At 40.5% G+C, this 24,463-nt stretch carries 26 protein-coding genes; 7 read left to right on the top strand and 19 right to left on the bottom strand.

Features of this window, described 5'->3' with window-relative positions; translation table 11 throughout:
* Positions 1 to 20 precede the first annotated feature (20 nt).
* On the bottom strand, positions 21 to 731 hold the full coding sequence (locus tag FH976_RS03285; RefSeq protein WP_194089491.1) for a DUF445 family protein: 711 nt from the start codon (positions 729 to 731) through the stop codon (positions 21 to 23).
* Between the two features lie 123 nt (positions 732 to 854).
* Positions 855 to 1,211 (bottom strand): YibL family ribosome-associated protein, encoded by a 357-nt coding sequence (locus FH976_RS03280; protein WP_194089490.1) that lies wholly within the window; start codon positions 1,209 to 1,211, stop codon positions 855 to 857.
* Positions 1,212 to 1,358: 147 nt separating this feature from the next.
* On the opposite strand from FH976_RS03280, the gene FH976_RS03275 reads away from it, so the two are divergent.
* Positions 1,359 to 1,832 carry a peptide-methionine (S)-S-oxide reductase gene (locus FH976_RS03275; RefSeq protein ID WP_194089489.1) on the top strand — a complete coding sequence of 158 codons (474 nt, stop codon included), beginning with the start codon at positions 1,359 to 1,361 and terminating at the stop codon, positions 1,830 to 1,832.
* Positions 1,833 to 2,421: 589 nt separating this feature from the next.
* Here FH976_RS03275 and FH976_RS03270 read toward each other — a convergent pair.
* Positions 2,422 to 3,930: a DEAD/DEAH box helicase gene (locus FH976_RS03270; RefSeq protein WP_194089488.1), complete on the bottom strand. Its 1,509-nt coding sequence runs from the start codon at positions 3,928 to 3,930 to the stop codon at positions 2,422 to 2,424.
* A 285-nt stretch (positions 3,931 to 4,215) separates the two neighbouring features.
* Here FH976_RS03270 and FH976_RS03265 point away from each other — a divergent pair, with 285 nt between their 5' ends.
* The 3 genes from FH976_RS03265 (at position 4,216) to FH976_RS03255 (ending at position 6,870) form a co-directional block, all read left to right on the top strand.
* A complete protein-coding gene (locus FH976_RS03265) occupies positions 4,216 to 5,634 on the top strand; it encodes a YjiH family protein (protein ID WP_194089487.1) in 1,419 nt (472 codons plus the stop codon).
* Positions 5,635 to 5,683: 49 nt separating this feature from the next.
* Positions 5,684 to 6,034, top strand: a complete 351-nt coding sequence (locus tag FH976_RS03260) for a hypothetical protein (RefSeq protein WP_190330232.1) — start codon at positions 5,684 to 5,686, stop codon at positions 6,032 to 6,034.
* Between the two features lie 290 nt (positions 6,035 to 6,324).
* Positions 6,325 to 6,870 carry a GNAT family N-acetyltransferase gene (locus FH976_RS03255; RefSeq protein WP_194089486.1) on the top strand — a complete coding sequence of 182 codons (546 nt, stop codon included), beginning with the start codon at positions 6,325 to 6,327 and terminating at the stop codon, positions 6,868 to 6,870.
* A gap of 79 nt (positions 6,871 to 6,949) precedes the next feature.
* Here FH976_RS03255 and FH976_RS03250 read toward each other — a convergent pair whose 3' ends face one another.
* The 9 genes from FH976_RS03250 to FH976_RS03210 all read right to left on the bottom strand — a co-directional run bounded on the left by FH976_RS03250 (position 6,950) and on the right by FH976_RS03210 (position 14,791).
* Complete coding sequence (locus FH976_RS03250) at positions 6,950 to 7,786, bottom strand: bifunctional allantoicase/(S)-ureidoglycine aminohydrolase (RefSeq protein WP_194089485.1); 837 nt, start codon at positions 7,784 to 7,786, stop codon at positions 6,950 to 6,952.
* A 140-nt stretch (positions 7,787 to 7,926) separates the two neighbouring features.
* A complete protein-coding gene (locus tag FH976_RS03245; RefSeq protein ID WP_194089484.1) occupies positions 7,927 to 8,811 on the bottom strand; it encodes a DMT family transporter in 885 nt (294 codons plus the stop codon).
* 44 nt (positions 8,812 to 8,855) lie between these two features.
* Positions 8,856 to 9,335, bottom strand: coding sequence for a copper chaperone PCu(A)C (locus FH976_RS03240; protein ID WP_194089483.1), 480 nt, complete (start codon positions 9,333 to 9,335; stop codon positions 8,856 to 8,858).
* A complete protein-coding gene (locus FH976_RS03235) occupies positions 9,335 to 9,931 on the bottom strand; it encodes an SCO family protein (protein WP_194089482.1) in 597 nt (198 codons plus the stop codon). The genes FH976_RS03240 and FH976_RS03235 overlap by 1 nt, the downstream gene beginning before the upstream one ends.
* The gene (locus FH976_RS03230; protein ID WP_194089481.1) at positions 9,928 to 10,404 is read right to left on the bottom strand and encodes a hypothetical protein; all 477 of its coding nucleotides are present in this window, start codon (positions 10,402 to 10,404) and stop codon (positions 9,928 to 9,930) included. The genes FH976_RS03235 and FH976_RS03230 overlap by 4 nt, the downstream gene beginning before the upstream one ends.
* A gap of 169 nt (positions 10,405 to 10,573) precedes the next feature.
* Positions 10,574 to 11,488, bottom strand: coding sequence for a DUF368 domain-containing protein (locus tag FH976_RS03225; RefSeq protein WP_194089480.1), 915 nt, complete (start codon positions 11,486 to 11,488; stop codon positions 10,574 to 10,576).
* Positions 11,489 to 11,617: 129 nt separating this feature from the next.
* A complete protein-coding gene (locus FH976_RS03220) occupies positions 11,618 to 12,301 on the bottom strand; it encodes a hypothetical protein (RefSeq protein WP_194089479.1) in 684 nt (227 codons plus the stop codon).
* Positions 12,302 to 12,430: 129 nt separating this feature from the next.
* On the bottom strand, positions 12,431 to 13,735 hold the full coding sequence (yjeH, locus tag FH976_RS03215) for an L-methionine/branched-chain amino acid transporter (RefSeq protein WP_194089478.1): 1,305 nt from the start codon (positions 13,733 to 13,735) through the stop codon (positions 12,431 to 12,433).
* A 99-nt stretch (positions 13,736 to 13,834) separates the two neighbouring features.
* Positions 13,835 to 14,791: an AEC family transporter gene (locus tag FH976_RS03210; protein ID WP_194089477.1), complete on the bottom strand. Its 957-nt coding sequence runs from the start codon at positions 14,789 to 14,791 to the stop codon at positions 13,835 to 13,837.
* Positions 14,792 to 14,996: 205 nt separating this feature from the next.
* Between FH976_RS03210 and ppnP the strand changes: the two genes are divergently transcribed.
* Positions 14,997 to 15,278 (top strand): pyrimidine/purine nucleoside phosphorylase, encoded by a 282-nt coding sequence (gene ppnP / locus FH976_RS03205; protein ID WP_194089476.1) that lies wholly within the window; start codon positions 14,997 to 14,999, stop codon positions 15,276 to 15,278.
* Positions 15,279 to 15,354: 76 nt separating this feature from the next.
* Here ppnP and FH976_RS03200 read toward each other — a convergent pair whose 3' ends face one another.
* Positions 15,355 to 16,008, bottom strand: coding sequence for a glutathione S-transferase family protein (locus tag FH976_RS03200; protein ID WP_194089475.1), 654 nt, complete (start codon positions 16,006 to 16,008; stop codon positions 15,355 to 15,357).
* Positions 16,009 to 16,164: 156 nt separating this feature from the next.
* Complete coding sequence (locus tag FH976_RS03195) at positions 16,165 to 17,064, bottom strand: LysR family transcriptional regulator (protein ID WP_194089474.1); 900 nt, start codon at positions 17,062 to 17,064, stop codon at positions 16,165 to 16,167.
* 137 nt (positions 17,065 to 17,201) lie between these two features.
* On the opposite strand from FH976_RS03195, the gene FH976_RS03190 reads away from it, so the two are divergent.
* Both FH976_RS03190 and FH976_RS03185 read left to right on the top strand, forming a co-directional pair.
* Positions 17,202 to 18,458, top strand: coding sequence for an adenylosuccinate synthase (locus FH976_RS03190; protein ID WP_194089473.1), 1,257 nt, complete (start codon positions 17,202 to 17,204; stop codon positions 18,456 to 18,458).
* A gap of 243 nt (positions 18,459 to 18,701) precedes the next feature.
* Positions 18,702 to 19,259: an isochorismatase family protein gene (locus tag FH976_RS03185; RefSeq protein ID WP_194089472.1), complete on the top strand. Its 558-nt coding sequence runs from the start codon at positions 18,702 to 18,704 to the stop codon at positions 19,257 to 19,259.
* 70 nt (positions 19,260 to 19,329) lie between these two features.
* Here FH976_RS03185 and FH976_RS03180 read toward each other — a convergent pair whose 3' ends face one another.
* The 5 genes from FH976_RS03180 to FH976_RS03160 form a co-directional block, all read right to left on the bottom strand.
* The gene (locus tag FH976_RS03180) at positions 19,330 to 20,382 is read right to left on the bottom strand and encodes a succinylglutamate desuccinylase/aspartoacylase family protein (protein ID WP_228767326.1); all 1,053 of its coding nucleotides are present in this window, start codon (positions 20,380 to 20,382) and stop codon (positions 19,330 to 19,332) included.
* A gap of 70 nt (positions 20,383 to 20,452) precedes the next feature.
* Positions 20,453 to 21,358: a 30S ribosomal protein S6--L-glutamate ligase gene (rimK, locus tag FH976_RS03175; protein WP_194089470.1), complete on the bottom strand. Its 906-nt coding sequence runs from the start codon at positions 21,356 to 21,358 to the stop codon at positions 20,453 to 20,455.
* A 30-nt stretch (positions 21,359 to 21,388) separates the two neighbouring features.
* Entirely contained in the window at positions 21,389 to 21,814 is a 426-nt protein-coding gene (locus FH976_RS03170) for an ATP-dependent zinc protease family protein (protein ID WP_190330258.1), read from the bottom strand.
* A gap of 253 nt (positions 21,815 to 22,067) precedes the next feature.
* Positions 22,068 to 23,024 carry a porin gene (locus tag FH976_RS03165; protein ID WP_194089469.1) on the bottom strand — a complete coding sequence of 319 codons (957 nt, stop codon included), beginning with the start codon at positions 23,022 to 23,024 and terminating at the stop codon, positions 22,068 to 22,070.
* Positions 23,025 to 23,281: 257 nt separating this feature from the next.
* The gene (locus tag FH976_RS03160; RefSeq protein WP_194089468.1) at positions 23,282 to 24,385 is read right to left on the bottom strand and encodes an anhydro-N-acetylmuramic acid kinase; all 1,104 of its coding nucleotides are present in this window, start codon (positions 24,383 to 24,385) and stop codon (positions 23,282 to 23,284) included.
* Positions 24,386 to 24,463: the final 78 nt, after the last annotated feature.

Raw genomic sequence — 24,463 nt, 5'->3', positions numbered from 1 at the left:
ATCCCTAAATTCTAAATAGATTATAAATAACTAACGAATGCCGATAATACGCCGATAAGTCCACCAAACACACCACCCCAAACGACCAGCCATCCCAAATGTTGCTTAATCATGGTCTGTACCATTTCTTTTACCATTTTAGGTGTTAGTTCATTAAGTCTTTGGTCGATTATGTTTTCAATTTTAGAGCCAATGTCACCTAGCATTGATTGGCTGTGCAATTGTTCTTGAATGGCTTGCTGTATTTGCTCACTCTGGCTGAGTTCAATAATAGATTGCTGCATTTTTTCTATGAATGGTTGCTTGAGTGGTTGCAGTGCTTCCGGACCACCAAACATTGCCAGCATTGTGCCAAATGATGAGTTTACAATAACTTCAGTCAATGAATCAAAAGTAGGCGCTAAATCGATTTTCTTAATAATAGGTTCAAGAGCTAAGCCTTTACCCTGAGACATCTCACTACGAACAAAGTTCTCAATATTTCCTTGAGCGAAAAACTCCGTCATCATTAGGTGTTTAATCGCCGCTTTAAATTCTTCAAAACGTGCAGGGATAACACCAGATCCATATAAACCGGGTATTTTCTCAAATAACATGTGGATCGCTAACCAGTTGGTGATTGCACCAGAAAATGCAAATAGGCCAGCATAAAAAATGGTGGTTTGCTGAGTAATATAACCAATAGCAAGCAATATTAAAGAAATGAGGTTAGCGATAAGGCTTTTATTCATGATGTCTACTTTGTTGGAGTTGATGAATATCTAAGAAAATAGGTAATAAAAAAGATGATAACTTGGGAAAGTATCATCTTTTTAAGAAAGCGTTCAATGTCGATATATTAGATCATGCAGATATTAGAATTCGATTGGAGAAAAGCCCGTCATGACTTCTAAATTCAATTGTTTGCCAATTTTAGTGATAGGGTGAACAATAATGAGACCTTTCACTGATTTTTTCAAACTGCCTTGATCGGCTTGCTCTGCTTTGGTCAACTCACGAATAAATGGCATCGCTAATAATGCTTTACGCTCTTTATTAAGGTCAAAGCTGTCTTTGTGATTCATCTGCGCTAGCTTTTTGCTGATTTGTTTGATTTCAGTTTCAAATTGAAAAATCATCGCTTTATCTGCGCGTTTTTGTGCCGCTTCTAACTTATGACGGCATTTATCGAGTCGGTTATTTAGTTGTTGTTTTTCATCATTTTGGCTCATATATACACCAGTCAAGTTATCACAAATACAAAGGGCGCAGATTGTAGCATAAGCGATGGCGTTCACCTATTGTTACTTGGAGGGTTTAAATGGGATCTTTGACGGTTATAATAAAGAAAATATAGATGAAATAATCAGAGTAAAACAATGAACGAAATCTTTTTTGCGGGTGGTTGCTTGTGGGGGGTGCAGGAGTTTATGCGTCATTTACCTGGCGTGTTGATGACAGAAGCGGGCCGAGCGAATGGGCAGAATCATGATACACAAGGGGACTACGACGGTTATGCTGAATGTGTTCGGGTTCAGTTTGATCCGAACCAAGTTTCTATGTATCAGTTGATGGACTATTTTTTTGAAATTATTGATCCTTATAGTCTTAATCAGCAAGGGGAAGATGTGGGTGAAAAATATCGAACTGGGGTTTATAGCTGTGATGATGCAATCTTATCGATCGTAGAGCAATACATTGCTCAACGTAGTGATGCGGATAAAATTGCGGTAGAAGTCATGCCGCTATCAAATTATGTGAAAAGTGATGATGATCATCAAGACCGGTTGACTTTACATCCTAATGATTATTGTCATATTCCGTTTGATCTTTTACATAAATACCGACAATAACGAAATCATTTCTAGCTTGGTAAAAATAAGAAAAGCCCCCGACATTTAAATGCAGGGGGCTATGGTCTTACTCGCAGCAATCCAGCTACTTTTTATGCTCCATGCATCAAATCCTTGATAGTTTGCTTATCCTAAGCTTATCCATTATCTCGCATCCTAGCGGTGTCCAATTATATTCCGTATAAGCTAATCTTCCTGAGTAGCATTCATCACTTGTTCCCTGAGCGGTGTCCTTTCCTCAATCTTGAGGTGTCCATAAATCCATTTTAAGTTACGTCCTGTAACTTAGTTGTATCCGTTCGTTGTCCTGCATCCTGCTGACCGCCAACCTTAGCGGTCCAATTCCTATTTGTTTAAAACAAGCTTGCTAGCTTTCGATAAGATTAATCCTACGTGATTTTAAATTTGTCTCAAGATAGATCAATAAGAAAAACTAAGTATGAATCATTATATAAAATAAAACCCCATTAAATATCAATAATTTAATGGGGTTTATGCCGTGTTTATCTTGTATGAAAACGTCTTATCTTACAAAAAGCGTAAGCGATCTCTTACATGGATATACGCACTCAGCTTATGTTAGTCAGCTTTAGTTCGAACTAAAGTTGCTGCCATTGTTTTTAGGGTTGCGTCGCGGTGCTGGCTTTGCGCCATTTGCCGGGCCTGAACGAGGAGAGCTATTTGGGCGAGTTGCACTTGTGCCTATATTACTTGCGCCTGTATTGTTTGAACGAGCATTATTTGGACGAGGTGCATCTGAACGTGAGCCTGATGCTTGCGCTCCATCAGTACTTGCTGTTGCCGGTTTAGCAGTGCCAGTATGACGACGGTTTTTGCTGACAGGTTTGTGGCCACGGGCATTATCGCTTGAGCGTTGCCCGTCACTGTGCCCAGTACGTGCACTTGGTTTTTTCGGTTTCTTCGGCTTCATCGGACGCATATCTAGATTCGATGCAGGCAGTGTATTGACGACTTTGAAGCCTTCAAGTTCCATACGTGGTAGGACTTGCTTGATTAAGCGCTCAATCGAGAACAGATCGTGTACTTCGTCGATACAAACTAAAGAAATCGCTTTACCTGTGGCGCCAGCACGACCAGTACGACCAATACGGTGAACATAATCTTCAGATACATGAGGTAAATCGAAGTTGACCACTTGAGGCAGTTGAGCAATATCGATACCGCGAGCGGCGATATCGGTAGCGACTAATACTCGAATTTCACCTGTTTTGAAGTTTTCTAATGCTTTGGTACGTGCGCCTTGGCTCTTGTTGCCATGAATAGCGGCAGATGTAATGCCTCTTTCATCTAAGAAACGGCTTAAACGGTTGGCACCATGTTTAGTTTTGCTAAAGACCAATACTTGTTGCCAATCATTATCTTCAATCAGTTTTAATAGCATCGGTGCTTTTTGTTTCTGATCTGCAGGGTAGATGGATTGCTCAACCGTAGTGGCAGTTTGGTTAGCGGGGTTAACCGAAATTTCAACAGGATTATTGACCAAGCCTTTAGCGAGATTGCGAATATCGTCAGAAAACGTAGCCGAAAACAAAAGATTCTGGCGTTTAGCGGGTAAGAAACTCAAAATTTTACGAATATCGCGAATAAAGCCCATATCCAACATACGATCCGCTTCATCAAGTACCAGTACTTCAAGTTGCGAAAAACGCACAGCATTTTGATTGTATAAATCAAGCAAACGGCCAGGTGTTGCTACTAATACATCGACACCTTGACGCAGTTTCATCATTTGGGGATTAATTTTAACACCACCAAATACCACGGTAGAAGTCAGGCGAGTATGTCGGCTGTATTGTTCTACATTCTTATGAACTTGGGCTGCAAGTTCACGAGTTGGCGTTAGGATTAAAGTACGCACCTGATTCGGACGAACACGCTCACCACCAAGCAAGCGTTCTAGAATTGGAAGAGTAAAACCCGCTGTTTTGCCAGTTCCTGTTTGGGCTGCAGCCATGACATCCTTGCCTTCGATAACCGCTGGAATTGCTTTAGCTTGAATTGGTGAAGGTGTGTTATAGCCCTGCTCTTCTACTGCTTTTAGTAGAGGTGCAGAAAGTCCCAAAGAGGAAAAACTCATATAGTGATCTCAGTCATTAATAGATAGCCGATGTGGCTTTGAAAGGCATGTATGGTAAGTCGAAAGTTATTAATATCGGTCTACCATTTTTTGAATGCGCTATTCTGAGGCTTTTACAAGCAAGCAGCAACCACTATCGTCATTATTCGTGTTTTTCTTGGTATTGAGTATTCCACTTTGACTCAAATATCGGTATTCTTGCCGCCAGTGAATAAATCACGGATAGATAGTGAATAGTTATGCGATGGATTGCGCAGTATTTAAGCATTGTCATTTGAGAGCATAATGAATAACACCTCAGAAACGCTAGAAGATCCATCTTTAGTTGAATCACCTGTCGGCGATCATCCTCTAAGTTATAAATTGTACCCAACAAAAACCTACTTAATGTTTCTTATCCCATCATTGATTGGTTTGTTTTTGTTTATGGCTCCGATTCAATATCAAGATTCATATACCATTCCTGTCGCCGTTTTAGCCAAATCGATGCAAGCGCTTCTAGCAAATCATATTGTTGATATGGTGACACTGGTGATCGCGTTTATGTCAGTGGCGACGTTAGCATGCCAAGTGATCAAACCTAAGTTCGTTCAAAATAGTCCTTTCTTAAACAGTTTAATGAACCCAAGTCCAATTTGGTTGATCGTGCGTTTATTGGGTGGATTAGCTGCGGTGATGAGCCATAGCCAACTTGGGCCTGAATTTATTTGGGAAGAAAATACCGGCGGTATGGTATTGAATGGTTTATTGCCAACCCTATTTTGTGTGTTCATTTTTGCTGGAATGTTATTACCGCTGTTACTTAATTTTGGTTTGCTGGAATTATTTGGCACCTTATTAAGTAAAGTGATGCGACCAATTTTTAATTTACCAGGCCGTTCAGCGATTGATTGCATGGCATCTTGGTTGGGTGACGGTTCGGTTGGGATCCTACTAACCAGTAAACAGTATGAAGATAAATTTTATACGCAACGTGAAGCAGCCATTGTGGGAACTACCTTTTCTGCGGTGTCGATTACTTTTAGTTTGGTCGTGATTGCGCAAGTTGGTTTAGAGTATTTATTTCTGCCATTTTACGCAGCAGTATGTTTAGCCGGATTTGTTGCCGCGATTATTTTGCCTCGTATTCCACCACTACGTTGGAAGAAAGATGTTTTTGTTGATGGTAGTGTGCCTGATCGTAAGGCCGATGACTTACCAGAAGGCCATACCAATTATACTTGGGGCATGACGCTCGCATTAAGAAAGGCACATAACGTACCGTCTTTTAAAAGTGTGCTAGGTGAAGGCGTGCGCAATGCAATTGATATGGTGTTTGGCGTGCTGCCGGTAGTGATGGCGTTAGGGACACTTGCTTTAATTATTGCTGAGTATACTCCTATATTTTCTATTCTAGGCCAGCCATTTATTCCTTATTTGAAGTTACTTGGCGTGCCAGAAGCCGTTGAAGCATCACAAACCATTGTGGTGGGCTTTGCTGATATGTTCATTCCCGCGATTCTTGCCGCTCCGATTCACAGTGATATGACTCGTTTTATCATTGCGGCTATGTCGGTGACTCAGCTTATCTACATGTCAGAAGTCGGTGCATTACTGTTAGGCAGTAAAATTCCAGTGGCGTTATGGGAACTGTTTATTATCTTTATTTTACGGACTTTAATTACCTTGCCTGTTATTGTCGCGGTCGCACATTTGGTTTTTTAGCCTTTATTTTTAGTAAACTTAATCCAATTTATAAAAGAGTAATCAAACTATGCAACAAGATGAATTTGAAACATTAGTAAAAACATTATGCACACTCGATGCTGTACCTCAAATCTTAAAATTTTTGCAGATGAACAGTGATGCTGATGTGTCGGAAGCCGCTAAGTCTCTATCTGGGCAGTTTGCGCTGGCTGATGTAGATGGTGAAAGCCGCATTTACCATGTGACCACCGAGAAAGACGAGCAAGGTGTGGAGCAAGAATACGTCGAGCACATCATGAATGAAGGGGATGATGTTATCCGCTTTGTAGCATGGTTTTTTGAAATTTTGTTTGAAGTGAAAATGAAAGATACTTATCAAGCGGCAGGTAAAACATACGTTCAACCTAAACGTAGTTAACCTGAATTTGAGATAGCTAGTGTTAATACATTATTGAATATCTAACAAAACCAATGGATGTTTCCATTGGTTTTGTTGTTTTCGCTCTGGAGAATATTTAATTGTAAACAATAGCTTAAATTTCAGCATATCATGTTGAAAATAAGTTAAAAAACAGTCGTAACTTTCCCAGTTTTTATTATAAAGTAAGACTTGATGTTGAGTTTTTATTCATTTTATTAATATAAAAATATAGCAACCTCGGTCGATAGGATTTGACTCAGTTGATGGTATTAAGGAAGGGATGTCTGATGAGAATAAGAGAAGCTGAATTCAATGATTATGCCAAAATTGCGGAATTGCATACTGCGAATTGGCAGCAAGCTTATGCTGGTATTTTAGATGATGATTATTTACAGAATCAAATGCTTGATGAACGAAAAGCGATTTGGCAAACCCGCTTAATCCATCCTTCATTGAACCAAGGTATTTTGTTATTAGAAGAAAATGATCAGCTTTGTGGTTTTATTTGCTTGTATGGAAATCACAGTTTTGATTATGGCACTATGATTGATAACTTACACGTTGCGTCTGGTTCTCGAGGGAAAGGGTTTGGTAAGCAGTTGATGGCAGAAGCCGCAACGTGGGCAAATAAACATTTTTCTAGTTTGGGTATGTATTTAGAAGTATTAAAAGCCAACCAAGCTGCAATAAACTTTTATTTATCCGTCGGGGCTACCGACAGCAAAGATATGGTATGGAATGCGCCATGTGGTACTCAAGTGCCTTGTCATACTTATACTTGGCAATCTCCTGATCAACTTAAACAAGCAGTATCATGCCATTCAGAAGCCTAAATATTTATACTCAAAGAATAAAAAAACCGAGCGATAAGCTCGGTTTTTTACGAATAATCTCAATTAAATGATAATTATATTAGTTGCTAGGACGAATAAATGGCATATGGCGATTCACATCTTTATATAAAAGATAGCGGAATGGGCCTGGGCCACCTGCGTAACAAGATTGTGGGCAGAACGCGCGTAACCACATGAAATCACCGGCTTCAACTTCAACCCAGTCTTGGTTCAAGTGGTATACCGCTTTGCCTTGTAGAACATACAAACCATGTTCCATTACATGCGTTTCATCAAATGGGATCACAGTACCTGGCTGGAATGTCACGATATTAACATGCATATCATGGCGCATATCGGCAGAATCAACAAAGCGAGTGGTTGCCCAGCCTTCATCTGTATCCGGCATTGCGATCGGCGCAAGATCATTTTCATTGGTAACAAATGCTTCTGGTAGTTCAAGGCCATCTACAAACTGGTAAGCTTTACGAATCCAATGGAAACGCACTGGTTGGTCATTATTATTATGAACCGTCCATTTACAACCCGGTGGCAAGAATGCATAGCCGCCTTCAGTCATATGATGTGCTTTACCTTCAATCGTGATGTCCATTTCACCGGCAACAACAAATAAAACACCTTCAGCATTAGGATCAAGCTCTGGTTTGTCGGAGCCACCTTGTGAAGAGATTTCTACAATGTATTGTGAAAAGGTTTCAGAAAATCCACTCAATGGGCGAGCGATGACCCACATACGCATATTTTCCCAAAACGGTAAAAAGCTAGTGACGATATCGGTCATGACTCGTTTGGGAATAATGGCGTAAGCTTCGGTTAGCACTGCGCGGTCTGAAAGTAATTGAGTTTGAGGTGGTAACCCACCTTCTGGTGAGTAATAAGCGTGTTTCTTGCTCATGTATTGTGATCCTTCATAAAACGAGAGGGGAGTGATAGGTAAACGTTAATAACTGATGTATTTACTATACTACATTGTATACAAAATTAATCAATAGAGTTCACAATATTTAATTTTTCTATTTAAAATAACCACTTGCATTATATTTTATTGATCGCGTTATGGTGTTTTTTGCTTTGTAGAATCACTAGGAAAATACCACCTAAAATCATGATTGAGGCAATAATAAATGTCGGCGTGATCGGTTCTGCGATAAAGATAACGGCTCCTAATGCTGCAATAACGGGGACTAAAAGCTGGATCACACCAGCTTGGGTGGCCGATAAACCTCTAAGCGCGACGTACCATAATGAATATCCTATTCCAGATGTAATAGCACCTGATGTTATAGCCAGCAGTATTCCATTTAAAGCCAGTTGGGGAGGTGTAAACAAAAAGCCGATGAGTAGCAGTAAAGTAAAAGGTAAACTGCGAATAAAATTGCCTGCTGTGTCCGATAATGGGTCATCACATCGTTTTCCTCTAATGGTGTATACAGCCCAAGCGATACCGGCTATCGACATCAATATAAATCCGCTTAAAGAAGGCGTGGCTAGATTCGGCAATACTAAATATAAGAATCCAGAAAACGCGAGCCCAATACCAATAAATTCGATTAGTTTTAATTTTGTGCCAGTGAAAGATGAATATAAAATCATGCTAATTTGTACGGCGCCAAAGAGAATTAATGCACCAATACCGGTATCGATAGAAAGGTATGCGATCGAAAAAGAGCAGGCATAGAGAAACAGCATAAAGGCAGATAACCAACTGCCTTTTATGATAGACGAAGACAAAGAAAATAAATGTGTTCGCCCTTTGAGTAGCAGCCAAAGCATAATGGCCCCAGAACTTAAACGGATAATCGTAAAGCTGTATGGATCAATGTGACCTTCGGTGAGAGCTAACCGACCTAAAACCGAGTTCGCTGCCAATGCCATGAGAGCTACGGTGGTAAATAATAAGGTCGTTGAAGGTTTTTGCATAAAGTGTGATCACTTATTCTTTGGGATGTTCAGTATTTTTCTGTTTATTTATGCTCATCGTTATGTGCCATGCTCGTCATGCCTGTCATTATTTTCTGAACAGGAACGGTGATATTTTCAGTGTCACCGTTGGCATAAGTGAGCGTGACAGGAATGGTTTGTCCTTCAACTAAGGGTTGTTTCACATTGAGCAGCATAATATGGAAACTGCCTGGTTTTAATTCAACTTGCCCATGTGCAGGTAAAGTAATGCTTTTCACTTGACGCATTTTCATTACATCGCCGCTTTTTTCCACCGTATGTAATTCTGCTTTTTCCGCGATATTGGTTGATACAGAGATAAGGTTTCGCTCGTGATCTTGATGGTTTTCAATCGTCATAAAAATAGCACTATTAACGGCATTCGGCGGCGTAGCTCGCGCATATGGGTTGTCATATTTTAAGCCATCATGAGCGAATGCAGAGGCACTTAATAATAAACTAGTGAGAGTGACACCGGCCAGAGAAAGTAGGTTGATTTTCATTATTGGTTTTCCTTTTCTAGTTGTTCAATAGCAACAATAATAGGCTGTGGATTTAATGTGTGCGGTACTTTTTGCAGTAATGAACCATCGGGTGCTAAAAAGTAGAAATAAGAGCTGTGATCGATGGTGTATTTTAATGCGGAATCTTTTAATTCGGTTTTTTGAAAGATGACACCGTAACGGTGAGCCAGAGTTGATATGGTATCGAGTGAGCCTGAAAAACCTTCAAGATTTGGGTGAAAATAATGTGCATATTTTTGAGCATCGTCACCAGAATCGCGTTCGGGATCTAAAGTAATAAATATCGGTCGGATCTTATTTAGCTCCGTTTGAGGCAGTTGCTTTAAGGCGGCTGATAACATAGCGAGTGACGTTGGGCAAACATCTGGGCAGCGCGTAAAACCAAAGTAAATGACTCGAATGCGATGATCTTGGTTGTCAAAAATATTGACCATTTCACCATCGCTTCCTTCTAGTAAAGCCTCTTGCGATTGAGCGTTTTTTACATCAGTAGAAGTGGGGTTGTTGAGAGATAAATTGGCTGCAATACCAATAACAAATGCCAAGATTAATAAGCCTATCCAAGACTTTTTCATTTTTCCATCCTAATTGAAGTGTAAATCGTATTTTGGTTGTTATCTGTTAACGATCCAATCCAAGTCATTTTAGTATAAGTACAAATGGGTAAAACAATATCGCCTCGAAAACTGCCATCATCTTGTTTGATCACCGGAAATTTCACTACGCCCAAATCCATTTCAAGTCCTCGTAGAGTTAGCATTAATTTATCGCTACTTTGATTTGGCCAATCTACATGAATTTTGGTTTGGGTTAACGGACGAACAATGTCGGCATCTAGCGTTAAGGTGACGTTATTTTGTTGGCATTTTGTCGTTGATAAGGCGCAATAGCGTGACAACTCCCATTTAGGCGCAGTAGAGGTAAATGCGGTATTATTTTTGATAAGAGAATATAAAGTAGGGGCATAAAAACCAGCAATCAGTGCCAGTCCAATCAATAGAATAGGGATTATAATACGGCGTTGACTTGGATTAGCGTTGGTTGGCATCTCTATCTCATCAATGATTTTTTCAATGCTGATGCTACCAGTAAGAGGTGATGTGAAACAGATTTTGTTATCAATTTGTGAGTTAGGAGTAATAATTATAAAGAAGGTAAAAATAACAAAGCCCAAATTCGAAAACTTGGGCGTTTAATTTTAATCAGATTATATTTAGTTAATCGTTTTGAGCGAATTTTTCGAGTAACCACACCACCATAACACCACTGATCATGCAGATGATTGCTAGGAAGAGTTGTGATGGTTCACCCACTACATGTTCAAATTGATTGGGAAGTAAATTGTGTTGCAGCAATGGTACTTGTTCGCCGTGAGAATTGGTCATCCAGCTTACGGTTTCTTTCCAAGGCCAAATTTTTGGCAGTGTGCCTACCATTAAGCCTGTCAAGAAAATCAGAGTTGCGTCGCGATAGCGCTTTAATAACCAAGCTAATAGATGTGAAAAGCTTAATAAACCGCAAACCGCACCAATAGCAAATAAACTAATAATACCAAGGTCGAGTTCTTTTACGGCAGCAAGAATAGTTGGATAAATACCAAGCAATAGTAAAATAAAGCTGCCTGAAATTCCGGGTAAAATCATGGCACAAATCGCAATGCCACCAGCAATAATTAAATTAATAGGTGTGGCTTGCATATTCAGGGGTTGCAAAATCGTGATGCAGTAAGCCAAAGCGATACCGAGAATTAAGAAAACGAAATAGCTGAGCTTTCTGTGTTCGACTTGTTTTAAAATATGCACGACCGAAATTAGAATTAGACCAAAAAAGAAAGCCCATAACGGAATAGGGTGGGTGACTAATAACCAAGAAATTAACTTAGCTAAAGTTAAAATACTGGTTAAAATTCCGCCAAACAGTGCCACGAGAAAACCGGCATTGATATGAACTAAAACAGCTTTGAATCCTTCGCGTTTCCATAGACCTAACAAGCTTGGATTAATTTTTTGAATACTGCCCAATAAGGTGTCGTAAATACCAGTAATGAAAGCAATTGTGCCACCAGAGATGCCAGGAACAACATCGGCAGCGCCCATTGCAATGCCTTTGAGATAAGTAAATAAATAGTTCATTAACTAAAATACCATTAACAGAAAGTGATGCGGATCATCATCTTAATTAGGGCCGTAGGTTGGCATGGTTTACGGTGAAAGAAAAGTAATTTGATGGTTAATTTTGTTGAGGCTATACAGTCAATTTCATTACTGAAAAGCCCACCAAAAGGCTTGATAGAATGCATCCTTTGCATTTTTTTCAATGACTAAACCGTTGGAGGATAACAGGCGATCAAAAGGCCATGTCATGATCTCTTGAATTGAAGCTCTGAGCCGCGCTTTATTTTTGAATTTTCGACGTTCTAAATAAGGCAATTTGATTTCGTTTTTACTGCCTTGAATTAAGGTGGTTATTTTTTGACCAAGTGGTAGGTGCGGTTGAATAGCCACTAAATTGTCACTGACAAAGAGTGTACGACTGGTGGGATCGCAGAAAATCATTTTGTTGGGATGATCGTCGCTGACGATTGAGGTTTGTAGTAATTGACCTTGCCAAAGTTCCGGTGTGTTGTTTGAAAGCACGCCATCAAAATTAAGATCGGTTCGTTTTTCAATTAATGCATGTGTGGCATAAAAATACGCCTCTGAATAGGCCAGCCACCAGTCGGATAGATATTGATGGTAAGTCGATGTTGGGGAAATAATGGCTTTTAGCGTACCAAGATTAGACAGCTCTAATTGTTTCTGCGTATTCAATTCAATCGGTGAGATCACGACTAATTGTTCATCTTCCAACTTAATCACGATCATGCGCTGAAGATGCGTTAATCCAAATTTATGGTATGGCATATCTTCATACCATACACGACCGGCTTCCCATTCAATTAACATTCAAATTGCTTCCTGCAAATATGCCTTTTGGCTCAATATACTTTTAGACTAATACCCAGTGGTATCTGCGTTGTAGTTTATCTCAAGTGATGATAACTGTAATTAGGAATCAATCTTAAATCATTATTTTTATGGAGAAGGTGCTCTATGGTGGCGGTTAAACCACGCTTTCCAGGGCATCATTAAAAGTGTGAAAATGCTGATGGCGTAGAGCATGCTCCAACCTAAACATAGGAAGACGATGCTGCAAAGGAGTGCTGAAAAACCCGCTAAGTATTTACTCCAACCAGTCAGTAACCGATAAGCTGAAAGCATGGCGAGTAAGTATAATAATACAAAAACACTGTTCGCGAGTTTGACTAAAGTTTCAAGATCAAGGTTAGTCATACGGCCAATAGTGACGGATAAAAATAGTATGACAGCAACGGCATAGGTCGCTTTGACTGGAACACCGCGTTTGGATAAACGAGTGAGGCTGCTGGTGGGTTTATAATCTCGGGCTTGAGACCACACCAAGCGAATCATGCTTTGAGTGTATAAATTAATGCTAGCAAAACAAGCAAAGTAGCCAATTAGGGTGATCACGATAGCAAGCTTGTTACCGAGTAATTGTTCGCTGAGCCAAGGAATGGAACTGTGCGCCAATATGTTTGGTTCAAATGCATGAAATTTTAGGATCACAACGGAACACGCCCAATAAATAAACCCTGCAACAAAGCAACCAAGAATAATAGCGATGGGAAAATCTCGTTGCGGATTTTTAAATTCTTCCCCCATGTGAGTAAAAGCTTCGATACCCACAAAGCACCAAAACATAACGGCTAGTGCGGTACCGATAGGAAATATCGCAGAAGAGTTTAAACTTGGCATTGGAATATCATCAAGACCAATGTCGCCTTGCCAAAAGAACACCGCCACTAATGCAAAAATACTGAGCGCAATGAGTGTTTGAAAGTGAGATGAAGATTTACTACCTAATAAGGTGAGCGCCAGAATAAGCACGATCGTGAGGATTTCAGCTAAATAATATCCATCGATAAACCCGATGCCTTGATTGAATAAATTAGGCATCCATTGGTTATCAAACAATATCGCATGACCAAAACCGCCCGCTAAAGTAATCGCAGCAGGTAGCCCAACTGGAAGCACACTTAAAAATAACCAAGCGACACTGCGTTCGGTTTTGGAATTAAAAGCCTGGCGGACAAAATAAGCCGTACCACCTGCATTTGGGTAACGTTGTCCTAAAATCGCAAAGGTGAGTGCAATGGGACAAATAGCAATGAATAGAATCAACCAAGCCCATAATGACCAAGTGCCTGCTAGATTCGCGGCAATCGCTGGGATCATGAATAAACCAGTACCGAGTAAGGTAGTTGATAGTTGACCGACACCGCCGAGCAGAGTGATTTCTTGTTTTAAATTTTGACTCATCTTTAACTCTTCATGGTTTATCTAAGCAATTTTGGCTGATTTTCTATTTCAAATATTCTTCCATCTCAAACACTTTCTATCTCAAGCATGATGGCGAGTTTACATAAGCTGTAGGCTTGATAATAAAATAATACCTAAGCTGCAAGTGAATATGGAACCAACGGTAGTTAAAGCAATAATATTGGCGGCTAAGGTGGCATTTCCGCCCATTGCTCGTGCCATCACATAACTGGCGGCGGCGGCGGGAGAGGAGGTCATGAAAAAAACGATGCCCAGATCGAGGCCTTTAAATCCATACCAGTAAGCGGCGAACGTTATCATAAAAGGACAAAGAATTAACCGATAACTGCTGGCAATAATATTGGCGGCTTTATCATGTTTCAATTCGTGAATATTTAAAGAAGCGCCAGCACACAATAATGCTAAAGGCAGTGTCATATTGGCGAAGTGTTGTCCTGCATGAATGATTATTTTAGGTATAGGCAGGTTCAAGTTACTGGCGATAAGCGCGAGAGTGATCGCGATAATAAGTGGGTTTTTGATAATGGCTTTTAGCATACCAACGTAAGATGTAATGCTCGAACTTTGGCCCTTTGGCGTTAAGGCGACCACCGCTAAGATATTATATAAAATGGTGACACCGGCAATATAAATAGCGGCAACCGCAACACCGGTTTCGCCATAAGCATTAGTGACATAAGCGAGCCCAATAATTGCCATGTTCGATCGAAAAGCCCCTTGAATGATGACGCCTTGATCTTTAGGTTCTTTAATTAATATTCGAGTTGTTATGGTGGCGAAAATAAAAAAAACGACAGTAGTGATTATCCCGAATACCACCAAAGGAACGTTTTCAGCCGTAATGGTGTTTGATTGGATAATGCTGAGAAACAATAATGCAGGGAGTGTGACTTGAAAAACCAGCTTAGAAGCGATTTCGATAAAATTATCATTAATCATGTTAAAGCTACGTAGTGCTACTCCGAGTAATAGCATCAAACAGATAGGGCCTGTAATCGAAATGGAAAAGGCAAAATGCTGCATCATTTCAGTCATAATTCATCCGTGGAATTTAAGGCTTAGTAAGCGAATATAGGCGAGAGCATAACTTTGGATAACCTGCTACAGCATAAATGATATGTATAGAGAATGATATTAATTATATAAATGTTAATTAATCAAAAATTAAAATAAATCTTGAGTTAAATGAAGAGCTCAGATAAAAAGAGTGCGTCAATCATTTATTAATAGGGACATAAAAATGATCAAAGAAAATACATATTTTGAAGGTTCGGTAAAATCATTAGGTTTTACTCAAGACGATGGCGATAGCAGTGTTGGTGTGATGGCTGCGGGTGAATATACATTTGGCACAGCGGCACCAGAAAAAATGACGGTAGTAAAGGGCGCACTAACGGTAAAATTACCGGGTAGCGAAGAGTGGATCACTTATGAAGCAGGCCAAGCTTTTAATGTGGTTGGTGATTCTTCTTTTGATCTTAAAGTTACCACTCCAACGGCTTATTTATGTGAGTACCTTTAAAGAGGGCTAATTCATTCCATTTACGGAATACCCTCTTAACACAAGTTAAAGCTTATATTTAAACAATATCGATGCACTATTTCAGGGATGCGAGCATTGCTTGTTCGTCTTGTAATAATGCCTGCATCGAAGGACGAGCTTTAATACGAGAAATAAGAGCAGCAAGGTTAGGCCAACGCTGCTCATCTAATCGTTCACCAGCATATTCCATATTAATTATCTGACAAGTGAACGACAAATCCGCAAGACTTAAAGTGCCACCCACCAAGAATTCTGCATTTCCAAGGCTTCGTTCAAGATAGTCAAAGTGCGCAGGCAGCTTTTCATTCATTGCTAATTGCACCACATTTTCATCACACGTTTTATTCATACTTGGATTAATGATTCGGTGCTGAAATATAGTGAAGGTCGTGAGCGGTGATAATTCATAGTCGGCATATTTCTCTAGCCATCGTACTGTCGCTTTTTGTTCCGGACTTTGACCAAGTAATGGTGTTAGTTCAGGGTGTTTATCCTCAATATATTGGCAAATCACACTAGAATCAGCCAATGAAAAATTGCCATCTTTTATGGCAGGAATTCGCCCTAAAGGATTAATGTCTAAAAACCAAGATGGTTGATTAAAAGGTGGCACTATTTCTAATTGATAATCGATCCCTTTTTCAGCTAAACACAAGCGTAATTTACGCACAAATGGAGAGAGAGGAACGCCATAAACAGTTAAGCTCATGATTAAATCCTTATTTAGTCGACAAGATGAAAGAAGTAAAAGAAAGAGTACTTGAGCCTACTCTCTAACAAGTAATATTACTATCTTGAAGCTGGATTACTATCTTGAAACAGATGTTGATTATATGAGGTGAAATGTCTCATTTTTATTTAATATTTATTCTACCGTGAGTTGCCTGCGTATCATCTCATCATTCACCCAGTGTAATAACTGTTTGATTGCTTTAGATAACACCTGATTCTGGCGCACGATATAACCTAAGCTGGTGGTGGGGAATTGCGGCAATGGTGTGACGGTGGTGGTTAAGTTTAACTTTGTATGCAGTGAAAATTCTGGAACGATGGCCACGCCAAACCCCGCTTCTGCCCAATCAATTTGAGCATCGACACTGCCCACTTCCATAATGCGATATTGTGGTAAGTTTAAAGAAGGTAATGTGCTGTCTAACAAATCACGAGTTCGAGTATCGTGACCGAGTAAAATTAACGTTGGAGGCTCGGATAGCGTAATATTTTTATCATCTTTAGCTTGTTGCCATAAACTTAAGTTGTTACCTAGAGCACACCATTTTATTTTTTGCAGTTCGGTAAAATGCAGTGGCTCACTTTCTTTTTGCGCGATCACAAACCCAAGATCGGCTTCGGCGCTTTTTACTAAGCTTGATGCTTGTGATGAAGTGGTATTGAGAAGCGAGAAATCAATGCCAGGAAATTCTTTTTTAAATAACTGGAAAGGCTCAATCAGGAGTAAACGAGAAATAATATCGCTAGCGGCAATGGTTAACGTCCCTAAGCTTAAATCATTAATCGCATTGAGATCAGATTGACAAACTTGCAGTTCCTGCAACGTTTTCTGTCCTGTTTTTAGTAATCGTAATCCTGCTTGAGTTAAGCAAAATGGGTTGCGTTCAATGAGTTTGACTCGCGTGGCTTTTTCTAACTGTTTAATGTGCAGGCTGACATTGGGTTGAGTCATGTGCAGGGCATTGGCCGTTTTACCAAAGTGTTTTAATTCCGCTAACGTAACAAAGGTTTTAAGCCAGTGGATATCTAACATGCTATTGCCTCCCAAATTCAGATTGTCGCGATGATTGATGTTATATGTAATTCTTATCAAGACAATAATTATAATTAATTTCTCTTATTTAGATAGGGGGGATAACATATTCGCTTAATCAATTTGGAGAATAAATTATGCCGTCTATTGTAGTTGTTGGTGCTAACTGGGGTGATGAAGGCAAAGGCCGTATCGTAGATTTTTTAGCGGAAGATGCGTCTGCCAGTATTCGTTTTCAAGGTGGTAACAACGCAGGTCACACTGTGGTCAATGATTTCGGCACCTTTAAATTACACCAGCTACCGAGTGGTATTTTTAATCCAGATTGTATTGCGGTGCTTGGCCCTGGCATGGTCATTAGCCCTGCGGCATTAAGTGAAGAAATGGCAGAAGTGAAAGCAGCTGGCGTTGAAGTGAAAATGTGCATCTCTGATCGCGCCACACTTTGTCTTCCACTGCATGCACTTGAAGATACACTTGAAGAGCTACGTTTAGGCGATGCCGCTTACGGTTCTACACGTCAAGGTATTGCTCCCGCTTATGGCGATCGCGTGATGAAAAAAGGCATTTTAGTGGGTTGGTTAAATCAGCCGGAAGTGCTTCAAGAACGTATTCAATTCATGCTTGACTGGAAAATGCCACAATTAAAAGCCTTATATCCAAGCTGTGATTTTTCTCAAAGTGCAGAAGAAATGACGCAATGGTTGCTTGAAGTGACGGCGGCTTGGCGTCCATTTATTTGTAATGTGACAGAGCCTTTAAAAGCGTTGCAAAAACAAGATGCAAATCTTTTATTTGAAGCGCAATTAGGCGCTGGCCGTGATTTGGTTTATGGCGAATACCCTTACACGACATCATCAAATGTAACGGCGGCTTACGCGGGAATTGGTAGTGGTTTACCGGCGCTTCGTCCTGAACGTATAGTTGCGGTTGCTAAATCATTTAGCTCATCGGTTGGTACGGGTACTTTAGTAACAGCAATGGAAGAGCAAGATAACTTCCGTGAAAGTGCTAATGAGTATGGTGCAGTGACTGGTCGTCCTCGTGACATGGGTTACTTTGATGCAGTTGCAACTCGTAATGGCGTTGAACTGCAAGCGGCAACCGAAATTGCACTTACTAAGATCGATTGCTTATCTGGTATGCAAGATTTAAAAATCTGTGTTGCTTACGATGGCGATCATAGTGAAAACCCAATCTGGCCACAAACGGCGGCATTAAGCCCAGTTTATGAGCAAATGGAAGGTTGGAGTGAAGATATTACAGGTTGCCGTACTTTTGAAAGCCTACCATTGGCAGCGCAGCATTATGTTGAGCGCATTGAAGCCTTAATGGGGGTTCCGGTGAGCATGGTATCGGTTGGACCAGAGCGTGATCAAATGATCATTCGATAGTTTTATCGTATCAATTTTTATAAATAAGATTCTACAAACCTCGCTTAATACGATCAGTATTTGCGAGGTTTTTTTATGTCTGATCTGCTTGTCGGCCTAACGTTGCTTTAATTATTTTTGAATGCAGAAAGCCGGATATCAGATTGAAGAAAGGGCGGTGAAAGGGTAGAAAACTGAACCAATATCACATTGATTGGTCTATCATTGGCATTGTTTATATTTTTATCATTAAACGGAGAGATTATGTCTATTACTGTATTAGATCCGAAAACTGCCTTGATTGTCATTGATATTCAAAAAGGGATTTTGGCTTTACCAACCTGCCATGACTCCGATCCCGTAGTGGGTAAATGTGTGCAACTGCTGAATGCTTTTCGTGCGAAAGATTTGCCAGTGGTTTTAGTGAATGTCGCAGGTGGTGCGCCGGGTCGCACTGATCAAACAAGTGCTCATGGGGAATTACCCGCGGACTGGGCTCAGCTTGATTCTCGTTTGAATATTCAATCTAGCGATCATTTAGTGACGAAAAAAACGTGGGGCGCATTTGTTAATACTGATCTAGATGCGCATCTGAAAGCGCAAGGCGTAACGCAAGTTGTCGTCGTTGGCGTTGCGACAAGTATTGGTGTGGAATCGACTGCTCGCCAAGCCTTTGAAGCAGGATATAACGTGACATTAGCAACCGATGCCATGACGGATTTAAATCTAGATACGCACAATAACAGCGTAAATTTAATCTTCCCTAGAATGGCAGAAACGGGTTCGACTCAGGATGTTATTGCTCTCATTGAAAAACGTTAATTTATAAAAATGATATAACAAAAAGGCCAGATCATTATGATCTGGCCTTTTGAGATCAATCTAGGTCACACTAACTATTATTCATTTGGTTAGGGACGGCAATAAATCCTGTCGTTAGGTTTTCATCTTTAGCTTCTACAAGCTCAATAATATCGCCGATATAATTTTCGACTTTATCACCGACAGAATCATTATCTTCTGTAAAATAAGCAACGTGGAATACCGCATCGCCTTCATTGACGAGAGGTAAAGTTTGTTGACCAATGACGATACCTTCTTTTGGCGCTTCCATCGTAATTTCTTCGTGGCCTAGTGGTGAGCTAATGTAGGCTAATATCTGCCCTTTACTTACTCGATCGCCTAAAGTGACCATAGTTCGTAAAATGCCATTACTTTCCGCTCGAACCCAGCTGCTTGATTTCGCGATAACAGATTCTGGTAATTTTCTACGTGTTGCGCGGAGCATTTTCAACTCTTGCATGACACGAATTACCCCTAATACACCAGCATTAATGGCGATAGGCTCAAACCGTAGCGCTTCACCTGCTTCATAGGTGAGTACCGGAATACCAAATTTTTCAGCTTCAGCCCGCAGTGAACCATCACGTAAAGCTGCGTCAATAATGACGGGGGTTCCGAATGCTTTTGCCATGCGGAGTGTTTCAGGGTTTTCTAAACAAGCACGAATTTGTGGCAAGTTAGTCCGATTAATTGCTCCGGTATGCAGATCTATAATGTAATCTGCTTTTTGTGCTACTTCAGTAAAGAAGGTATGAGCAATACGTGACGCAAGTGCGCCTTTTTCTGAGCCAGGGAAGCAACGGTTTAAATCACGACGATCGGGTAAATATCGCGACTTATGAATGAAACCGAACACATTGACAATAGGCGCGGCAATCAAAGTGCCTTTGAGCTTACTCGCGTCTATTTTTTCAATGATTTGTCGTACGATTTCAACACCATTTAACTCATCACCATGAATCGCAGCATCAAGCAATAAGACAGGACCTGCCTGTTTGCCATGTATGATTTCCACAGGGATTGAAAGCGGCGAGTGCGTATACAGTTTCGCCGCTTCAATTTCCATGACTTGTCGTTCACCTGCTTTAATCACCTTGTCCATAAATTTAAAAGATGGATTCCGTTTCACCTTTTTTTTGACTGGTGTTGCAGTTTCAGTTGCTTTGGGATTATTAGCCACGTCCACGAGTTTTGGTTCCTTTCTCAGATGCATTTTTTTCTATGAAATCAATGATCATCCCTGCAACATCTTTCCCTGTTGCCGCCTCAATGCCTTCAAGACCTGGTGATGAATTGACTTCCATCACTAATGGGCCACGTGAAGAACGTAATAGGTCTACGCCTGCAACGTTTAAGCCCATAATTTTTGCCGCAGCAACAGCCGTTTTGCGTTCTTCTGGTGTGATACGAACCAAGGATGCAGTACCACCGCGATGTAGGTTTGAGCGAAACTCACCTTCACCTGCTTGACGTTTCATTGCCGCAATAACTTTATCACCGATAACAAAACAGCGGATATCCGCACCGCCTGCTTCTTTAATGTATTCTTGCACCATGATGTTAGCTTTTAAGCCCATGAATGCTTCGATAACACTTTCAGCAGCTTTACGCGTTTCAGCCAATACAACACCAATGCCTTGAGTACCTTCAAGCAGTTTGATCACCACTGGTGCGCCGCCGACCATTTCAAGTAGATCTTTAATATCATCTGGTTTACTGGCAAAACCGGTAATAGGCATGCCAATTCCTTTACGTGAAAGGAGCTGCATAGAACGAAGTTTGTCGCGTGAACGAGTGATCGCAACAGATTCATTAGCAGGGTAAACACCTAACATCTCAAATTGGCGTAATACCGCAGTGCCATAAAAGGTAACGGATGCGCCAATACGAGGAATGATGGCATCAAAACCTTTTAATTCTTCACCTTTAAAATGAATCTGTGGTTGGTCAGAATTGATATTCATATAACAGCGCAATGCATCGATCACTTTGACCTCATGTCCGCGAGCGTGGCACACTTCGATTAAGCGCTTAGTTGAATACAGTGAGCGGTTACGCGATAAAATCCCGATTTTCATTAATCTTTATCCTTGGTGGATGGGTTGATACTAAGAAATTAAAAATGATGCAGTAGGATCAACAATGATCTTGTTTTGCATCGCTGTTCGGCCTAATAACATTCGAAATAACATATTTTCTCTATTCGTTAATGTCATTTCGATTGGCCATTCTTCTTTATTAAACTTAAGCATAGTCTGGATGACGAATCTTTGCTCTTCGTGACCGCCTGAATCTTTGACCATTCTTTGATCTAAAACCTTGGCTTCGCACTCTTTGATAAAGTCATTATTATTTTGCAGAGGATGGACCCAAAAACGAACCCAAAGTTCACTGTCGCGCTCGAAAGTCTCCAGTTTGAAAGTATGCAGACAAGAGCTGCGAGCCCCGGTGTCTATTTTGGCTTTGATCGTTTCAATGCCCAGCTCTGGGAGGGATAATATTTCTCGCCATCCTACGATGATTTTATCGGTCATAGTTTTTATCACTAAGGTTGGGTTAATAGGCTTGCAGAGTGTAAGTCTATTTGAATATAACAAGTAATTAATAGTGTAGATAGGTAATGTTGCGGACCTTAACAATTCTATAGGGGTACGTCATGTGAAATGTTTTTTTGGTCACGATAAAAAGTGTTGATTGAAAATAAAGACATATTATTCACGTTAGTGGCCTACAAAAAAGCCAGACTATTCGTCTGGCTAGTGTCTATTTCGCTATGCTCGCAAGGTGTTAGAAATCGTAACGGATACCCGCTTGTAGTTGATCATCTTGATCGTCGATTTGTTCAAACTTGTAACCAATATAAGTGCGTAAGTTGCTATTAAATTTATACACGCCTTCAAGTGCGAAGTTGTCTACCGCATCGTCATCGCCGTCATTACCGGTAGCATAGTTATACACGCCAACGAATGTCCATTGTTCAAATTTATATTGAGCTGAAACTTCGTAGCCGTCGTTATCACCATTTGCACCGTCATCAGTTGTCATTTGGTATAGGGCACCGAAAGTGAAATCAGCAATAGAATATTGTGCGCCTAAGTCTACTTGAGATACATCATTATCAGCCGATTTACCACCAGCGTAACCGGCCCCTAAATCCAGACCAAAATCAAATGAGTACTTTGCACCTAAAGAGTATTGGTCGCTATCAACCTCTTCACTTGCAAGATAGTTAGCGCCAACGGTCAGTCCACCAAATTTACCTTTATAGGCAAAGTTATTTTCTTGTTTGTCTGCGCCAGCATTAAATGATAATGCATCATCAGCGTCTGCACCAAAAGTGGCCATGGTGTCGGTAAAGTCGGTGATCATCACTAAAGCGGTATCTTGTTTACCGTAAGAAAAATCGCCAATTTGAGTACCAATACCGGCAAATATATAACGAGTTTTAATATTGCTACCTGAACTGACTTCGTTTTCGTATTTACCAAAACCGGTTAATCCTTCCGATATTGTTGTTTTACCTGAAATGCTTAAACGCGCACGGCTTTTATCATCAAATCCACTATCAGTTTGATCACCCGTGGTAGCGTCGTATTCTTCATTATTATCCGACACATTGAAGCGAGCTTCTGCACGGCCACCAATTTTTAACTCCGATGTTTCATCTTTATAAACGGTTGCGGCGAGCGTTGATGTTGAAACGAGCGCTGCAAGAACAGCGGAAGCCAATACTGCTTTTTTCATGGTTTAATCCTATTGATTTAAATTAGAGACTTACATGTCTTCTTAGGTGTTGCGGTTACTCTAAAAGAGGATTGTGAAACATTGATGTCGAGAATGTGACAGTTTGGTTTAATAGCTGAGAGCGTATTAAAATGTGATTGGCATCACTTGAAATAGAAGAAAAAAGGCAAAAAAATAGCCAAAGATGGTGAGATCTTTGACTACATAAGCTTATCTAAGTAAATCGTTTGGATAGATAGTGTGGCAAGAGAAATGTGCTAAATCGCAGGGTAAATGGCACCGAGAACGGCTAATCGACTTGCACCAGTTGCGGCGGGTAAATTACCCGGTTGTCGATTCATCGTTTGATGTGCCAGCCATGCAAATGCCATCGCTTCCATATAGTCAGCATCAATGCCGTATTTTAAAGTATTACCAACCTGCCAATTTGGTAGCAGTTCAGTTAAACGAGCCATTAATAATGGGTTTTGAGCGCCACCACCGCATGCTAAAAGCTCATTCGTTGTGTTATTTTGCTCAAATTTTTTGACTTGTTCGGCAATGGTTATTGCAGTTAATTCGGCTAACGTTGCTTGTACATCTTCTATAGACGTTGAGGATGTCGATAAAATATTCTCTAGCCACGGCAGATTAAATAGCTCGCGCCCGGTGCTTTTAGGGGCAGGGTGTTGGAAGTAAGGTTCTTGTAACATAGCTTGCAGCAAAGCTTGATCAATGGTGCCACTTTTGGCTAATTGCGCGTCTTTATCAAAACTTTGTTGATAATGCTTTTGCACCCAAGCATCCATCAGCATATTACCGGGTCCGGTATCATAACCGGATGTTTGATCGCCATTAATAATAGAGAGATTAGCAATGCCGCCAATGTTTAGGATCACAATATTATTGTCTAAATGCTCAAACAGTGCTTGATGAAATGCCGGAACCAAAGGCGCACCTTGGCCGCCAAGTGCCATATCTTTGCGGCGAAAATCTGCCACGGTGGTGATACCTGTTTTGGCGGCAATAATATTGGCGTCACCTAATTGCATCGTGAAGGGGTAGCGCGAATCAGGTGCATGGAATACGGTTTGACCATGGCTGCCAATAGCCGTGATTTCATTGATTGAAGTATGACTAGTAGCGAGCAATTGGTTTACAGCATCGGCAAACACATGCCCTAAGCGATGATCAATCTCACCGATTTTGATTAGATTAGTTTGTTGTCCAATGCACACGTCTAATACATCGGCTTTGAGATCCTCTGGCATGGTAAAAAAGTCATAGGCTAATAACTTGATTTGTTTCCCATCGGTTTCGACTAATGCAGTATCCACACCATCCAAACTGGTACCAGACATAATACCAATGTACTTTTCCATGAATCGTTCTCCTACAGCAATATTGTGCTTTGAGTATAACGGCATATAGTGTCAAAATATGGAAATTATATAATGATT

Source organism: Vibrio hibernica (assembly GCF_015223435.1).
Taxonomy (GTDB): domain Bacteria; phylum Pseudomonadota; class Gammaproteobacteria; order Enterobacterales; family Vibrionaceae; genus Vibrio; species Vibrio hibernica.
Note: the sequence above shows the minus strand (reverse complement) of the source record. Positions and strands in the feature narration are given on the sequence as shown.

What these genes read in the sequence shown, in the direction of transcription:
- yjeH (WP_194089478.1), bottom strand. Translation starts at nt 13,735, where the DNA reads ATGAGTCAAAATTTAAAACAAGAAATCACTCTGCTCGGCGGTGTCGGT.
- FH976_RS03200 (WP_194089475.1), bottom strand. Translation starts at nt 16,008, where the DNA reads ATGAGCTTAACTGTTTATGGCGTTCCTCTCTCTCCATTTGTGCGTAAA.
- FH976_RS03170 (WP_190330258.1), bottom strand. Translation starts at nt 21,814, where the DNA reads ATGACCGATAAAATCATCGTAGGATGGCGAGAAATATTATCCCTCCCA.
- FH976_RS03260 (WP_190330232.1), top strand. Translation starts at nt 5,684, where the DNA reads ATGCAACAAGATGAATTTGAAACATTAGTAAAAACATTATGCACACTC.
- FH976_RS03240 (WP_194089483.1), bottom strand. Translation starts at nt 9,335, where the DNA reads ATGAAAATCAACCTACTTTCTCTGGCCGGTGTCACTCTCACTAGTTTA.
- FH976_RS03180 (WP_228767326.1), bottom strand. Translation starts at nt 20,382, where the DNA reads ATGGACAAGGTGATTAAAGCAGGTGAACGACAAGTCATGGAAATTGAA.
- FH976_RS03210 (WP_194089477.1), bottom strand. Translation starts at nt 14,791, where the DNA reads ATGACTGAAATGATGCAGCATTTTGCCTTTTCCATTTCGATTACAGGC.
- FH976_RS03245 (WP_194089484.1), bottom strand. Translation starts at nt 8,811, where the DNA reads ATGCAAAAACCTTCAACGACCTTATTATTTACCACCGTAGCTCTCATG.
- FH976_RS03250 (WP_194089485.1), bottom strand. Translation starts at nt 7,786, where the DNA reads ATGAGCAAGAAACACGCTTATTACTCACCAGAAGGTGGGTTACCACCT.
- FH976_RS03280 (WP_194089490.1), bottom strand. Translation starts at nt 1,211, where the DNA reads ATGAGCCAAAATGATGAAAAACAACAACTAAATAACCGACTCGATAAA.
- FH976_RS03230 (WP_194089481.1), bottom strand. Translation starts at nt 10,404, where the DNA reads ATGCCAACCAACGCTAATCCAAGTCAACGCCGTATTATAATCCCTATT.
- FH976_RS03160 (WP_194089468.1), bottom strand. Translation starts at nt 24,385, where the DNA reads ATGGAAAAGTACATTGGTATTATGTCTGGTACCAGTTTGGATGGTGTG.
- FH976_RS03270 (WP_194089488.1), bottom strand. Translation starts at nt 3,930, where the DNA reads ATGAGTTTTTCCTCTTTGGGACTTTCTGCACCTCTACTAAAAGCAGTA.
- FH976_RS03195 (WP_194089474.1), bottom strand. Translation starts at nt 17,064, where the DNA reads ATGTTAGATATCCACTGGCTTAAAACCTTTGTTACGTTAGCGGAATTA.
- FH976_RS03220 (WP_194089479.1), bottom strand. Translation starts at nt 12,301, where the DNA reads ATGTTAATTGAATGGGAAGCCGGTCGTGTATGGTATGAAGATATGCCA.
- FH976_RS03275 (WP_194089489.1), top strand. Translation starts at nt 1,359, where the DNA reads ATGAACGAAATCTTTTTTGCGGGTGGTTGCTTGTGGGGGGTGCAGGAG.
- FH976_RS03185 (WP_194089472.1), top strand. Translation starts at nt 18,702, where the DNA reads ATGTCTATTACTGTATTAGATCCGAAAACTGCCTTGATTGTCATTGAT.
- FH976_RS03265 (WP_194089487.1), top strand. Translation starts at nt 4,216, where the DNA reads ATGAATAACACCTCAGAAACGCTAGAAGATCCATCTTTAGTTGAATCA.
- FH976_RS03225 (WP_194089480.1), bottom strand. Translation starts at nt 11,488, where the DNA reads ATGAACTATTTATTTACTTATCTCAAAGGCATTGCAATGGGCGCTGCC.
- FH976_RS03255 (WP_194089486.1), top strand. Translation starts at nt 6,325, where the DNA reads ATGAGAATAAGAGAAGCTGAATTCAATGATTATGCCAAAATTGCGGAA.
- rimK (WP_194089470.1), bottom strand. Translation starts at nt 21,358, where the DNA reads ATGAAAATCGGGATTTTATCGCGTAACCGCTCACTGTATTCAACTAAG.
- FH976_RS03165 (WP_194089469.1), bottom strand. Translation starts at nt 23,024, where the DNA reads ATGAAAAAAGCAGTATTGGCTTCCGCTGTTCTTGCAGCGCTCGTTTCA.
- ppnP (WP_194089476.1), top strand. Translation starts at nt 14,997, where the DNA reads ATGATCAAAGAAAATACATATTTTGAAGGTTCGGTAAAATCATTAGGT.
- FH976_RS03190 (WP_194089473.1), top strand. Translation starts at nt 17,202, where the DNA reads ATGCCGTCTATTGTAGTTGTTGGTGCTAACTGGGGTGATGAAGGCAAA.
- FH976_RS03285 (WP_194089491.1), bottom strand. Translation starts at nt 731, where the DNA reads ATGAATAAAAGCCTTATCGCTAACCTCATTTCTTTAATATTGCTTGCT.
- FH976_RS03235 (WP_194089482.1), bottom strand. Translation starts at nt 9,931, where the DNA reads ATGAAAAAGTCTTGGATAGGCTTATTAATCTTGGCATTTGTTATTGGT.